At 63.1% G+C, this 13,193-nt stretch carries 13 protein-coding genes; 2 read left to right on the forward strand and 11 right to left on the reverse strand.

Annotated features, from left to right (window positions below; all coding sequences use genetic code 11):
- Nucleotides 1–267 precede the first annotated feature (267 nt).
- Both AC07V8_RS03545 and AC07V8_RS03550 read left to right on the forward strand, forming a co-directional pair.
- Complete coding sequence (locus tag AC07V8_RS03545; RefSeq protein WP_494677302.1) at nucleotides 268–1,551, forward strand: carbohydrate-binding protein; 1,284 nt, start codon at nucleotides 268–270, stop codon at nucleotides 1,549–1,551.
- Between the two features lie 120 nt (nucleotides 1,552–1,671).
- Nucleotides 1,672–2,025, forward strand: a complete 354-nt coding sequence (locus AC07V8_RS03550) for a hypothetical protein (RefSeq protein ID WP_494677303.1) — start codon at nucleotides 1,672–1,674, stop codon at nucleotides 2,023–2,025.
- Between the two features lie 36 nt (nucleotides 2,026–2,061).
- On the opposite strand, the gene AC07V8_RS03555 is transcribed toward AC07V8_RS03550, so the two are convergent.
- The 11 genes from AC07V8_RS03555 to AC07V8_RS03605 form a co-directional block, all read right to left on the reverse strand.
- Complete coding sequence (locus tag AC07V8_RS03555; protein WP_494677304.1) at nucleotides 2,062–3,249, reverse strand: glycoside hydrolase family 18 protein; 1,188 nt, start codon at nucleotides 3,247–3,249, stop codon at nucleotides 2,062–2,064.
- 29 nt (nucleotides 3,250–3,278) lie between these two features.
- Nucleotides 3,279–4,202 carry a glycoside hydrolase family 16 protein gene (locus AC07V8_RS03560; protein WP_494677305.1) on the reverse strand — a complete coding sequence of 308 codons (924 nt, stop codon included), beginning with the start codon at nucleotides 4,200–4,202 and terminating at the stop codon, nucleotides 3,279–3,281.
- A gap of 2 nt (nucleotides 4,203–4,204) precedes the next feature.
- Nucleotides 4,205–5,569 carry an MFS transporter gene (locus tag AC07V8_RS03565; protein WP_494677306.1) on the reverse strand — a complete coding sequence of 455 codons (1,365 nt, stop codon included), beginning with the start codon at nucleotides 5,567–5,569 and terminating at the stop codon, nucleotides 4,205–4,207.
- Nucleotides 5,570–5,584: 15 nt separating this feature from the next.
- Nucleotides 5,585–7,111, reverse strand: a complete 1,527-nt coding sequence (gene nagZ, locus AC07V8_RS03570) for a beta-N-acetylhexosaminidase (protein WP_494677307.1) — start codon at nucleotides 7,109–7,111, stop codon at nucleotides 5,585–5,587.
- 144 nt (nucleotides 7,112–7,255) lie between these two features.
- The gene (locus AC07V8_RS03575) at nucleotides 7,256–8,281 is read right to left on the reverse strand and encodes an SIS domain-containing protein (RefSeq protein ID WP_494677308.1); all 1,026 of its coding nucleotides are present in this window, start codon (nucleotides 8,279–8,281) and stop codon (nucleotides 7,256–7,258) included.
- Nucleotides 8,274–9,437 carry an N-acetylglucosamine-6-phosphate deacetylase gene (gene nagA / locus AC07V8_RS03580; RefSeq protein ID WP_494677309.1) on the reverse strand — a complete coding sequence of 388 codons (1,164 nt, stop codon included), beginning with the start codon at nucleotides 9,435–9,437 and terminating at the stop codon, nucleotides 8,274–8,276. The genes AC07V8_RS03575 and nagA overlap by 8 nt, the downstream gene beginning before the upstream one ends.
- The gene (locus tag AC07V8_RS03585) at nucleotides 9,434–10,168 is read right to left on the reverse strand and encodes a GntR family transcriptional regulator (protein ID WP_061938885.1); all 735 of its coding nucleotides are present in this window, start codon (nucleotides 10,166–10,168) and stop codon (nucleotides 9,434–9,436) included. The genes nagA and AC07V8_RS03585 overlap by 4 nt, the downstream gene beginning before the upstream one ends.
- Complete coding sequence (locus tag AC07V8_RS03590; protein ID WP_494677310.1) at nucleotides 10,162–11,091, reverse strand: glucosamine kinase nucleotide-binding domain-containing protein; 930 nt, start codon at nucleotides 11,089–11,091, stop codon at nucleotides 10,162–10,164. The genes AC07V8_RS03585 and AC07V8_RS03590 overlap by 7 nt, the downstream gene beginning before the upstream one ends.
- A gap of 194 nt (nucleotides 11,092–11,285) precedes the next feature.
- Nucleotides 11,286–11,720 carry an ExbD/TolR family protein gene (locus tag AC07V8_RS03595; protein ID WP_098495918.1) on the reverse strand — a complete coding sequence of 145 codons (435 nt, stop codon included), beginning with the start codon at nucleotides 11,718–11,720 and terminating at the stop codon, nucleotides 11,286–11,288.
- A 116-nt stretch (nucleotides 11,721–11,836) separates the two neighbouring features.
- A complete protein-coding gene (locus AC07V8_RS03600) occupies nucleotides 11,837–12,265 on the reverse strand; it encodes an ExbD/TolR family protein (RefSeq protein ID WP_098495917.1) in 429 nt (142 codons plus the stop codon).
- 2 nt (nucleotides 12,266–12,267) lie between these two features.
- Complete coding sequence (locus tag AC07V8_RS03605; RefSeq protein WP_494677756.1) at nucleotides 12,268–13,179, reverse strand: MotA/TolQ/ExbB proton channel family protein; 912 nt, start codon at nucleotides 13,177–13,179, stop codon at nucleotides 12,268–12,270.
- Between the last annotated feature and the right edge of the window lie 14 nt (nucleotides 13,180–13,193).

The following is a 13,193-nucleotide window of genomic DNA, read 5'->3' on the forward strand; positions in this document are numbered from 1 at the left end:
ACAAATTTATTAAAGCAATACCAGTTAGATACAGATTGACAGCCACTTTCGAGGCTCTTACAGTGCGCTTAATTCGATATTTCCATATGGAAATACTGAAGATGAACAAGACATTGCCCGTTGCCCACATATCCGCGCATAGGCAAGGTGCACGGCGGCGGCAATTGCTACAGCTTCGGATTTAACTCACATCGCATGGCAAGTCTGGACATGCCTTCCGGCAGCTGGTCTCCCACGCTGCCCGACCAACCTTCTCAGGAGAGAAAATTGAAACGGAAACTTATACAGGGCCTCATGCTTACGCTTGCATGCAGCGCCATCATGGCCGGCGGCGCCGAGGCCAGCCCCTTGACGGCGGCAAGCGCGCAGGCAGCAACGACAGTGGCTTGTTATGCGGCATGGGACGCCAGCACGGCGTATACCGGCGGCGCCACCGTCAGCTACAACGGCGTCAACTACAAGGCCAACTGGTGGACCCAAGGGAACAATCCTTCGACCAGCAACGGCGGCTCGGGCAGCGGCCAGCCATGGACCATCGTCCAGACCTGCGGCGTCGTGACGCCGCCCCCTCCTCCACCGCCACCACCGCCTCCACCGCCACCTCCTCCGGGCGGCGGCACCACACCGGCCGGCTTCGTGTTCAGTCCGTACAAGGATGGCAACATCAACCTGAACTGGAATACCTATGCCATGAGCACCGCCGTCACCGGCTCCACGCAGACGGTATTGAGCGCCATGCCAGCCAAGCTCACTACCCTGACCTGGGCCTTTGCGACCGGCGCCTGCGGTAGCGAAAACTGGGGCGGCGTATCGGCATCGGCCTTCGCCGCAGCCAATGTGCAAGCCTTCGTCAACGCCGGCAAGAAGTACATTGTCTCCACCGGCGGTGCGGCTGGCTCCTTCACTTGCACCAGCGACGCCGACTTCAAGAAATTCATCCAGACTTACTATTCGGCCAACCTGGTCGGCATCGATTTCGATATCGAAGCCGGACAGACCACTGCGGATATCAACAACCTGGTGCTGCGGGTGAAAAACGCGCAGGCGGCTTATCCCAACCTGCGTTTCAGCTTCACGGTGGCGACCCTGGGCGGCAATGTCTCGCCTAGCCTCGGCTACTATGGCGTGCAAGTGATGCAGGCTATCCAGGCTTACGGCCTGACCAACTACACCATCAACCTGATGGCGATGGACTACGGCAGCCCGGCCGGCGGCAACTGCATGCTCAACAGCAGCGGCGGCTGCGACATGGGAGCGTCGGCGGTGCAATCGGCCATCAATCTGCACAATCAGAACGGCGTGCCGTACAAGCAGATCGAAGTGACGCCGATGATAGGCGGCAACGATTCGGCAAATGAAACCTTCTCCATCGCCGATGTCGCAACGCTGGTCAGCTTCGCACAGCAGAACGGTCTGGCCGGCATCCATTACTGGTCCTTCGATCGCGACCGCGATTGCGCGCCGGGCTCCGCTTCGCCGACCTGCAATACCTACGGCACGGCAGGCACGCTGGGCTTCACCAACGCCTTCATCTCGAAACTGGGCCTGTAAGTCTCAGCACGCGGCATGAAGCAAGAGCCGGCTCTGCGGAGCCGGCTTTTTTTGTCCACTGCAAAGTCGATGTTACTATTTGTTCAATGAACACCGTTTTCACATCGTTCCAAAGCAGCCATGAATAAAGTTTTACAACCCGCAATCGCTATCCTCGCCGCCGCCATCCTGTCAGGCTGCGCCTCCACCTGGGTCCATCCGAGCAAGCCCTCCACCGAACTTTATCCCGACGAATTCGCCTGCAAGCAGGAAGCCATGCGCATCTATCCGATCGTGGTGGTGAACCAGTTCAATCCGGGCATGCAAACGCCGGGCAATACCTATTGCAAGAAAAACGACAACGGCGAAACCAGGTGCACGACCTATCCTGGGATGTACACGCCGCCCAGCTATTCGCAATACGATATCAATGACCGCGAGCGCGACGAGATGGTCAAATCCTGCCTGTACGCGCGCGGCTGGCACCTGGAGTAAGCAAGAGGAATATCCTGCCCGGGCGGGCAGGCCGGATTATTTCGGCGGCAGCAAGCCGGCCGCCACCTTGTCCAGCAAGACCGCATTGCGGTCGGCCGACAATTGCCAGAACATGGCGCCGCCCAGTCCCATCCGCTTCAGGTAGCTGATCTTGTAATCCAGCGATTCAGGATCGTCATAGCTGACGAATTCGCCGGTATCGGGATTGAACAGATAAGGCACCTTGGCCGCATCGTTCCAGTAGCGCGTGAAGCCATTGCGGTTCACCAGCGTGGCGGCGATGTCGCTGTAGTCGAGCTCGCCCTCCTCGGTACTGCCGCGCCCCTTGCCGTCGCAATCCTGATGCTGGCCGTGCTGAAGCGCAGCGCATTTTTTCCAGCTGTAGCCGTAGAAAGGCATGCCCAGCACCAGCTTGGCGGCCGGGATGCCGTCCTGCAAAGCCATCTCCACCGTGCTGCTGACATTGAACTTGGGATTGGCTTCGGGCCGCGCCAGCGCCGGATCGTTGTACAAGGGCGCGACGTGGCCGGCAAACTTGTTCCATGTGCCGCTGAAGTCGTAGGTCATGATGTTGACCCAGTCCAGAATTGCCGCCACCTTGGCCATTTCGGTATTCTGGAAAAATGCCTGGTTGTTGCCGACCGCCGCAGTCAGCAGATAGCTGCGGTGTTCCTGCCTGCCGGCGCTGTCGAGCTTGTCGCGCAAGGCTTGCAGCAGCAGCGTGTAGTTTTGCTTGTCCTCCGGCCGCATGGCGTTGCCGGCATCGCCGCCGGCTACAGGAAACTCCCAGTCGATGTCGACGCCGTCAAAGCCGTTCTTGCGGATGAAAGCCAGTGCGCTGGCGGCAAACTTGCGGCGCGCCTGCGGCGTCAGCGCGACATTGGAAAAATCCTTCGATCCGGCCCAGCCGCCGACCGAGATCAGTGTTTTCAAGGCCGGGTTGCGCTGCTTCAGGGCGCGCAGCACGACAAAATCGCGCGGTCCCTGCTCGGCGCTGACGGCCTGGTCGGCCGCCACCTCGCCATCCTTGATGACGGCGAAAGCGTAATTCAGATGCGTGATTTTGCCGGGATCGATATCCGCGGCCGAGTATTGACGTTGCGAAGGCAAATAGTAGGCAACGACTTTGTACGCCGGCTGGCTGCCTGCGGCCGCCGGTCCAGCCGCGCTCGCCAACAGCGGCAGCACGGCCGTCATCAACATCGACAATCTCATCAGTTTCATCAGTTTCATCGGGCGCTCGCTCAGTACAATCAGAAATCACAGTTCGACGCCAGGGCCGGCGTCATCGCGGGTACGGTATCGATCCGGTGGGCGCCGGCCTTGCGGTAGGCGCCGACGGCGGCATCGACCTGCGCCGGCGACAGCAGCTGATCCCTGGCGTGCAGCACCCAGGCCACATCCTGCTGGTAGCTGCGCTGCGCCTTGCTGTCGGCCAGCACGCCGCTAGGCGAAAACCACAGGTTGAAATTGATCGACATCGGCTGCGCCGGGTAATTGCGGCCGCCGTGCTCGTCGAGCTGCACGCCATCCAGGAAATAGCGGATCTTGCCAGCGCCGACCTGCATCAGCACCGTGTGCCAGCCGCCCAGCGCGCGCTGTTCTTCGTGCACCTGGTTGAAAGCATTCCAGGGTTCCATCTGCACCGTCTGCCAGGACACACTGTACAGGCGGCTATGCGGATTGCCCCAGCCCCCGTTGGGCAGATACTCCCAGTCCAGTTCGCTGTACTGCGGATCGAAATCATGCTTGAGCGGACTGGAGGTATAGAAGGACTCGACCACCAGGTCGCCGCCAGGCCCTGCTACCGGCGCATCGCTGAAACGTATGCGGGCGGCGTAGGTGCCCTCGAAATACTTGCGCTGATGGCAGAGCTGGGCCTGGAAGGTGCCCTGCGGCGTGCCGTCGGTGCGCGCATTGAGGCGCAGCAGGCGCGCGTCGCCGGCTTGCGGGTCGTCGACCAGACTGACCGTATCCGGCCCCCACAGCCCGTGCTCTATGCCGGGATGGCCCTGCTGGTCGCGGATCTTCCAACCGCCGGCCGCCAGCGCCGTGGTGTCGGCATAGTGGAAATCGTCAAAGAAGATCGAATCGGCAGCAGCCATGGCGCCGCCCGCCGCCAGCGAGCACGCCAGCGCCAAGGTCAACGCCAATGAGCCATATCGGAAATGCCGCATCGCTAGCTTGCCGCCTGCGCCGCATCGGCGACAGCTTTTTCATGGCGCCCGATCGGCACGATGCGCGACAACAGCAGCACCGGTATCGCCGACACCAGCACCCACAGGAAAAAATGCTGGTAGCCGAGCGCCGCCTGCACCGAACCGCTGACGATCTTGAACAGCACATAGCCCAACTGCATGATGCCGGTGCCCAGCGCATAGTGCGCCATCTGGTACTTGCCGACCGCGACTTCCTGCATGATGAACAGGATCAGCCCGACGAAGCCGAAGCCGTAGCCGAACATTTCCAGGCTCAGGGCGGCGCCGATCACGCCCAGGTTGGTCGGCATGGCGGTGCTCAGAAAAAAGTAAGCCAGGTTCGGCAGGTTCATCGCCAGGATCAGGAAGAACATGCTGCGCTTCAAGCCGCGCCAGGCGGTGAAATAGCCGCCCAGCAGGCTGCCGCCGATGAAGGCGACCGTGGCCAGCGTGCCATACACGGCGCCGACTTCCGCTGTCGCCAGCCCGAGGCCGCCTTCAGCGCGCGCCGCCCTCAGGAACAGCGGGCCGATGGTGGTGATCTGCCCTTCGCCGGCGCGGAACAGGATGATGAACAGGATCGCCAGCCAGATGCCCGGCTTCTGGAAGAAATCGATGATCACTTCGCGCAAGGTCAGCCAGACGCCCCGCATAACCCCTTTGCCGCCGGCCGGACGGGGCGGATTGCGTCCCGCCGGCAAGGCCCATAGATGATAGATCGCCAGCAACAGCATGCTGACTCCCAGCATGCCGAAGATCAGGCTCCAGGCTTGCGCCACCGCCATGTGCTTCTCGAAATAGCCGGCCAGCACCACCAGCCCGCCCAGCGAAAAGAAACGCGCCACATTGTAGAAGCCGCCCTGCCAGCCGGCGTAGGTGGCTTGCTGGGTCGAACTGAGGCTGGCGATGTACAGGCCGTCGGCCGCAATGTCATGGGTGGCGGAAGCAATCGCCACCAGTCCCAGCAAGGCAATGCTGACGGCAAAATAATTCGGCAAATGCAGCGCCAGCGCCACCAGCCCGAGGCTGGCGCCGCCGAAAAACTGGAACAGCAGGACGATGGCCTTCTTGCTGCGCGCCGCTTCCAGGAACGGACTCCAGAGCGGCTTGAAGACCCAGACGAAACCCAGCATGCCGGTCCACAGCGCGATCTGGTCGTTGCCCATGCCCATGCTCTTGTACATCAGGCCGGCGATGGTCGCCACCACGAAATATGGCAGCCCCTCGGCGAAGTACAGGGTCGGCACCCAGAGCGCCGGGTGGTGTTCGGGTTTTTCTTCGATGCGCATGTCGACAGCCGCCGTGGGTAGGATGATCGTTTCCTGATTGCCGAGTTGGTAAGCCATTCTGGTTCCTGAGGTTTATTGCGGGCCACTGGCCATGGATGCCAGAGGAATCCTGCCTTCTGCGGCCTGTGTTCCAGCCAGCCAGTCGCCCACGGCTTCCAGCGCCGCATCGGCAAAGCCGTAGCTGATCAGCGCCGGCGCGGCGATGTCCAGGGTCTGGAACGGATTCCACAGCGCCAGGTGCAGATCGGGACGCCAGTCCTTGCGCGCCCGTTCGCCGTAGCGCAGGCGCGTGGTGGAGGCCAGGATCACGGTCCGGCCATCGTCCGGCAGCGAGCTCCAGTCGAAGCTGTCGTCATCGTCGAAAGTCACCAGTTCGACATCGTAGCGGCGCGCCAGCAAGGCTGCCACCGCGCTGGCCGGCAAACCGGCTTCGGAGACGCCGTCGCCGGCGGCATCGGCGCAGGCCAGCAGGCGCACCTTGGCGCCGTCGGCCAGCGGTTGCGGATTGCCGGTCACGGTCAGGCCGCGGCGCCAGGCTGCGGCCATCAGGCGCCGGTCTTCGGCTTCCGTGAGATAGCTGCCGGCGGCACAGGGGTAGGCAGCGGCCAGCGCGTCGAGACGCGCCAGGCGGGCATCGATGCCGGCGCGGTCAAGGTTGCCGCCCTCCTCGGCTGCGGACAGCGCCGCCGTCAGGGCCGCCAGCGTTTCCTCCTGCGTGCTGCGGTTGCCGAGCGCCATGACCATGTCGGCGCCGGCCGACAAGGCCTGCACCGCTGCATTGCCGACGCCGTAGCGGCCGGCGATGGCATGCATGTCCATGCCGTCGGTGATGATGACGCCGCGATAATCCCATTCGGTGCGCAGCAGATCGGTCAGGATCTTGCGCGACAAGGTGGCCGGATGTTCGGCATCCAGCGCCGGATAGACGATGTGCGCGCTCATCATGGCCGGCGCCCGGTGCGCTGCCTTGAACGGCGCCAGCTCCAGCGCATCGAGCGCGCTGCGCGGCTTGTCGACGGTAGGCAGGTCGCGATGCGAATCGACGTGGGTATCGCCATGACCGGGAAAATGCTTGACGCAGCAAGCCACGCCTTCCGCCAGGCTGCCCTCCATCCACGCCAGCGCCAGCTCGGTGGCGCGCTGCGGATCGGAGCCGAAGGAGCGCTCGCCGATCACCGGGTTGGCCGGATTGTTGTTGAGGTCCAGCACCGGCGCAAAATTCCAGTTGAAGCCGAGCGAACGGATGCCGCGCGCCACCGCCGCCCCGACCGCCTGCGCCAGCGCCAGGTCGTTGCCGGCGCCCAGCGACATCGCCGCCGGCGGCGCCGGCAGCCAGGTGGCGCGCACCACCGCGCCGCCTTCCTGGTCGATGCCGATCAGGGCGTTCGGTCCCATCACGGCGCGCAGGTCGGCGGTCAGCTTGCTCAGCTGCGCGGCGTCGACCATGTTCTGGCGGAACAGGCAGACTGCGCGGATATGGTTGTCGCGCAAGAACTGCGCGGTATCGTCATCCAGCACCGTGCCCGGAAAACGGATCATGATCAGTTGCCCGGCGCTTTCACGCGCGCTGCGGCCGGGCTTGCTGGCTGTGTTACTCATGTTGCATCTCCATTGCGCCGCTACGATATCCGGCGCGGCGTTTATCATTTATACCTGCCGACGGCGTAGGGTGGGCACGCCTTTGTGCCCACGCGTGATCTGTGTACCTCTGTCGTCACGCGTGGGCAAGCTCGCTTGCCCACCCTACGAAGTCTTGGTGACCTTGCTCAGATGGCGCGGGCGGTCCGGATCAAGACCGCGCGCGATCGACAGATTGGCTGCCATCACATAGAAGGCTTGGATGGCGGTGATCGGATCCAGGTCGGGTGTCGGCCCCAGCGGCAAGGTCAGGTCGCGCTCATTGATATCGGCCGGCGCCGCCAGCAGTACGCGCGCGCCGCGGCCGCGCATTTCTTCCGCCAGCTTGAGCAGGCTGGCCTGGGTCGGTCCGCGCGTGGCGAAAATCAGCAAAGGGTAGCCTTCGTCGATCAAGGCCATCGGGCCATGCTTGATCTCGGCGCCGCTGAATGCTTCGGCTTGCAGCACCGAGGTTTCCTTGAACTTCAGCGCCGCTTCCAGCGCCACCGGGAAACTGGCGCCGCGGCCGACCACCATGATCCTGGAAGCCGGCGCCAGCACCTCGATCGCCGGCGACCAGTCGACTTCTGTCGCCTTTTGCAAGGCTTCCGGCAAGGCTTCGATCTGCGCCAGGAATTCGGCATCGCCCTGCCAGTGTCCCACCAGGCGCGCTGCCGCCACCAGGCTGGCGATGAAACTCTTGGTCGCCGCTACGCTCAGCTCCGGACCGGCGTGCAATGGCAGCGTCCATTCGGCGCTAGCGGCCAGCGGCGATGCTGCATCGTTCACCAGTGCCACCGTGGTGGCGCCGCCTTCGCGGAAATAGCGGATCGGTTCGATCACGTCCGGACTCTGGCCGGATTGCGACACCGCGATCGCCAGCGCATCGCGCGTCAGCAGCGGCGATTTGTACAGCGTCACCAGCGACATCGGCAGCGAGGCGACGATGCGGCCCAGGCGCGCCATGATCAGGTAGGCGCAGTAATTGGCGGCGTGGTCGGAACTGCCGCGCGCCACCGTCAGCACGCTGGCCGGCTGCGCCTGGCGCAGGCGGGCGGCCAGCGCGGCGTAGCTGTCGCCGTCGCGCGCCAGCTGTAAAGCCACGTGGTCGGCGGCCGAACACGCTTCCTGCAACATCAGTGAACTAAACATCTGTGAGACCAATCTGCTCTCCCTCTACATATACCTTGGTTAAATTGAGTTTCCGGTCCAGTACCACCAGATCGGCATGACAACCGCTTGCCAGGCGGCCGCGTTCCGGCAAGCCGAGATGGTCGGCGGCATAGGTCGAGACCCGGCGCGAGGCATCGGCCAGGTCGAGACCGAGGCCGACCAGGTTGCGCAGCGCCTGGTCCATGGTCAGCGTGCTGCCGGCCAGGGTGCCGTCGGCCAGCCTGACGCCGCCCATGCATTTATGCACCTGCTGGCGCCCCAGCATGTAGTCGCCGTCCGGCATGCCGGTGGCGGCGGTCGAATCGGTTACGCAGTACAGGCGCGGAATCGCCCGCAAGGCAGCCTTGATCGCGCCTGGATGCACGTGCAGCAGGTCGGGAATCAGTTCCGAGTAGCGCGCATGCGCCAGCGCGGCGCCGACCATGCCAGGCGCGCGCGCCTGGAAGGCGGTCATGGCGTTGAACAGATGCGTGAAGCCGGAAGCGCCGTGCGCCAGGGCCTGGACGCCGTCTTCATAGCTGCCCAGGGTATGGCCGATCTGCACCCGCATGCCGGAATCGCTCAGCATCCGCACCACCTCCAGGTGGCCGGCGATTTCCGGCGCCACTGTAATCAGCTTGACCGGCGCCAGCGCGCTCAGCCGCGTCACTTCCTGCAGGGTTGCCGGCTGTGCAAAGTCGGGCTGGGCGCCGAGCTTGCCCGGGTTGATGTACGGCCCTTCCAGATGCACGCCCAGCACCCGCGCAGTACCGGGACGGCGCGTGCGGCAGGCGTGGCCGCAGGCTTCCAGCGCGTTTTCGAGGTCGCTGAGCGGCGACGTCATGGTGGTGGCCAGCATGCTGGTGGTGCCATGCCGCGCGTGGATGGCGGCGATGACATCGACGGCGTCGCCGCCGTCCATGATGTCCTTGCCGCCGCCGCCGTGCACATGTAGATCGATGAAGCCGGGCAGGATGTAGGGATCGAGGTTGTCGGCAGGATCGACCGGCATGCCGTCGATCGCCGTGATGCAGCCGTCGAAATGCAGGCTGCCGCTGACCCAGCCTTGCGGCGTCAGGATATTGCCCCTCAGCGTCACGCTGGGCAGATCATTGCCGTGGCTCGATGCGCCGCCTGGGTGGCGGCCATCGGTCATCGCCGCAACTCCGCAACGAAGTCGTAGTAATCGCTCCGGCAATAGGAATGCGACAGCTCGATCGCCGCGCCGTTTTCCAGATAGCCGACGCGGGTGATATGCAGCATGGCGGCGCCGGTCTTGATGTCGGCCAGCTTGGCCTGATCGGCGCTGGCGTTGATGGCGCGGATATGCTGCAAGGCGCGCACCGGCGCCACGCCGAGCGTCTCCAGGTGCACATACAGCGAATCGGTGACGGCTTTCGGATCCGGCAGGTACAAGGCGGGAATGGTGGTGGTTTCGATCGCCATCACCACGTCGTCGGCGGTACGCAGGCGCTTCAGGCGCGACACCACGGTATTCGGCGACAAGCCCAGCGCCAGGATTTCCTCGGCGACGGCGATGCCGGTCTCGCGCAACAGCCATTGCGAACCCGGACGGAAGCCGCGCTGCCGCAGTTCTTCGCTGAAATTGGTGAGGCGCGACAAAGGCTGTTCCAGCTTGGGCGTGATGTAGGTGCCGGAACCGCGCTTGCGGATCAGCATGCCGCGCTCGCACAAGACATCGATGGCTTTGCGCGCCGTCACCCGCGAGATTTCCAGCGATTCCGCCAGGATCCGTTCGGAAGGCAGCGCTTCATCCGGCTGCCAGACGCCGCCGTTGATCTGCTCCGACAGCCGGTTGACCAGTTGCAGGTACAAAGGCGTGTCGCTGGCGCCGTCCGGCTTGAGTTTTTCTATCTGAGCTAGCATGTTTGCTTCCCTTTTAATCTTTGGTCGATCAAGCGTAAGGCGCCCGCTGCGGCATCTGCATGCGGCTTGACTACCAGCGCCAGCAGCGGCTCCGGCAGGTATGGCTGTAAATGCGCGGCGAGACCGCCGCACAGTGCAATCGGCAGTTGTCCATCCGGATCCAGGGCGGCAGCGATGCGCGCCACTTCCTGGCCGGCCGCCAGCATCAGCCGGCGTGCAGCGGCGTCGCCGGCGGCATGCTGGATCACCAGCGGCGCCAGCTGCGCATAACTGGTCTGGCTGGCGCCTGCCAGCCAGGCGAACATGCTGTCGCGATGGCTGTCGAAGCGGGCGCCGCGAGCCTGGTTGCCGCGGTCGCAAAAGTGGATCAGCGCGCTGGCAAAATCGCTGCCGGCAGCGCGGCCGTCCAGCACATGCTGGGCGTGGGTAATGGCGCGCATGCCGAGCCAGGCGCCGCCGGCTTCGTCGCTGGCGGGAAAGCCCCAGCCGCCGACTTCGCGCCGCTTGCCCTCGGCAGTCAGCACTTCGCCGACGCTGCCGGTGCCGATGGCGATGATCACGCCTGGCCGGCCCTGATGCGCGCCCACCAATGTAGTGAAGGCATCGGTTTCGATCACGGTGTCGCGGAAGCCTGGATTGCTGGCGGAAAATTCGGCTGCCCATTGCTTGTTGTTGACGCCGGCCAGGCCGAGTCCGATGGCCATTCTGTCGAGCGCCGGCCGCACCAGACCCGCGGTTGAGAATGCGCCCTGCAGCGCCTCCAGCACCGCCGACCAGGCGGCTTCGACGCCGTGCATCAGTCCGGAGGGGCCGCCGCTGCCAGTTGCCAGCAGCACGCTCTCGGCACGGCCGCCATCGTTGCGCGCCAGGCGCACGCGGGTGCCGGTGCCACCGCCATCGACGCCTATCAGGTATTCAATCATGTTGTTGCATCCATCGCTTTCATCTGCCGCCAGTGGGCTGTAACAGTCCACTAGCATTGTTCTTATTCGCGGAAACAAACTGGATTCACTTTATGAGGACAGAAAGCGGCTGTCAACCGGCCTTTAAGTGGTATTAAAAATTAGACCAAAATACCACTTGAAGGCTGTGTTTTCTGATTAAAAAAATACTATTTCTATTCCATGAACTGCTCGTTGCCGACGATGCCGATCTTGGTGACGCCCAGCCGCTGCGCCGATGCCATCACGGCAGCGACCGACTTGTACTCCACCAGCTTGTTCGGACGCAGATGCACTTCATCGATATTGCCGCCGGCGACCACCGTTTTCAGACGGTCTTCCAGCTCTGCACGGTTGGCCATCGGCGTACCGTTCCACATCACCGTGCCGCTCGGATCGATATCCACCGTGTCGACCACTGGCAGAGCCAGCGGCGGCGGCGGATTACCGGTCGGCATGTTCAGCTTGATCGCATGATTCTGGATCGGGATCGTGATGATCAGCATGATGATCAGCACCAGCATGACGTCAATCAGCGGCGTCATGTTCATTTCCATCATCGGTTCCGGATCATTGGCGTTGCCGCCGGAAGAACCTACATTCATACCCATTGCAATACTCCTAAGATTGTAGGGTGGGCACCTGTGCCCACGCGTTGCTGCACGCATGTCCTGCGCATAACGCGTGGGCAAAACGGCCTGCCCACCCTACGTCCCTGACAAAGGGATCAGTTGCGTGCCGGCGGTTCGGTAATGAACCCGATCTTGGCGATCCCTGCCCGCTGCGCAGTCAGGATCACCTTGCCGATGTATTCATACTTGGTTTGCTGATCGCCGCGGATATGCAGTTCCGGCTGTGGCACTTCTACCGCCACTTCCTTCAGCTTCGACAGCAAAGTCGCGGTATTCGGCACCAGTTGCTCGTTCCAGAACATGTCGCCTTGCTTATTCACCGCCAGGTTGATGTTTTCCGGCTTGGTTTTATAAGGTTCGTCGAATTCGTTCGGCAGCTTCACTGGAATCGTATGTGTCACCACCGGGATCGTGATCAGGAAGATGATCAGCAAGACCAGCATGACGTCGACCAGCGGCGTCGTGTTGATCGTGCCGATCACTTCGTCTTCATCCCCATCGGGAGAGCCGAGTGACATCGCCATGATTAGCCAACCTTTTTGTTGATGTGAGCAACCTGGCTAGCCGAGCTCGAAGACATCACGCCGCTCAGCAGGACCGAGTGCAGGTCGGCGCTGAACGAACGGATTTCTTCCATGGCGCTCTTGTTGCGGCGAACCAGCCAGTTGTAGCCCAGCACCGCAGGCACAGCCACTGCCAGACCGATTGCAGTCATGATCAGCGCTTCACCGACCGGACCGGCAACCTTGTCGATCGACGCCTGGCCGGCGATGCCGATTGCCGTCAGCGCGTGGTAAATACCCCAGACGGTGCCGAACAGACCGACGAACGGTGCGGTCGAACCGACGGTTGCCAGGAAAGCCAGGCCGTCTTGCAGGCGGCTCTGGACTTTTTCCACCGAACGCTGGATCGACATCGTCACCCAGGTGTTCAGGTCGATCTGTTCCAGCAAGGCGCCGTCGTGGTGCAAAGTCGATGTGCTGCCGTTTTGTGCGATGAAGCGGTAAGCGCTGTTTGGCTTGAGGCCGGCGATGCCAGCTTCAACCGTTGCGGCTTTCCAGAAGGTCTTCTTGGCGTTTGTCGCCTGGCCCATCAGCTTCACTTGTTCGATCAGCTTGGTGATGATGATGTACCAGCTGCCCATCGACATCAGCACCAGGATGATCAGGGTGCCGCGGGCAACGAAGTCGCCGCCTTTCCACAGGGCGTCCAGGCCGTAGGGATTGTCGACGGTTTCCTTGGCTGCCGGAGCCGGCGGCGGGGTTGGAGCGTCGGCCAGCGACGCTGCGGCAGTAGCAGCCGGAGCAGGTGCAGCAACGGCTGCCGCGGATGCAGCCGGGGCCGAAGCCGCGGTTTGCGCAACGGCCAGCGGCGCCGACAGCGCCGCGGCTGAAATCATCAGGGCTGTGACCAGGGCGGATAAGCGATTACGTGTGATAGACATGCTGTTGC

Source organism: Collimonas sp. GW821-FHT02H07 (assembly GCF_059421505.1).

Bases quoted from the DNA above. Each gene is read 5' to 3' on its own strand.
- AC07V8_RS03600 (WP_098495917.1), bottom strand. From the start codon at position 12,265: ATGGCGATGTCACTCGGCTCTCCCGATGGGGATGAAGACGAAGTGATC.
- AC07V8_RS03560 (WP_494677305.1), bottom strand. From the start codon at position 4,202: ATGCGGCATTTCCGATATGGCTCATTGGCGTTGACCTTGGCGCTGGCG.
- AC07V8_RS03555 (WP_494677304.1), bottom strand. From the start codon at position 3,249: ATGAAACTGATGAGATTGTCGATGTTGATGACGGCCGTGCTGCCGCTG.
- nagA (WP_494677309.1), bottom strand. From the start codon at position 9,437: ATGACCGATGGCCGCCACCCAGGCGGCGCATCGAGCCACGGCAATGAT.
- AC07V8_RS03585 (WP_061938885.1), bottom strand. From the start codon at position 10,168: ATGCTAGCTCAGATAGAAAAACTCAAGCCGGACGGCGCCAGCGACACG.
- AC07V8_RS03575 (WP_494677308.1), bottom strand. From the start codon at position 8,281: ATGTTTAGTTCACTGATGTTGCAGGAAGCGTGTTCGGCCGCCGACCAC.
- AC07V8_RS03590 (WP_494677310.1), bottom strand. From the start codon at position 11,091: ATGATTGAATACCTGATAGGCGTCGATGGCGGTGGCACCGGCACCCGC.
- AC07V8_RS03565 (WP_494677306.1), bottom strand. From the start codon at position 5,569: ATGGCTTACCAACTCGGCAATCAGGAAACGATCATCCTACCCACGGCG.
- AC07V8_RS03595 (WP_098495918.1), bottom strand. From the start codon at position 11,720: ATGGGTATGAATGTAGGTTCTTCCGGCGGCAACGCCAATGATCCGGAA.
- nagZ (WP_494677307.1), bottom strand. From the start codon at position 7,111: ATGAGTAACACAGCCAGCAAGCCCGGCCGCAGCGCGCGTGAAAGCGCC.
- AC07V8_RS03550 (WP_494677303.1), top strand. From the start codon at position 1,672: ATGAATAAAGTTTTACAACCCGCAATCGCTATCCTCGCCGCCGCCATC.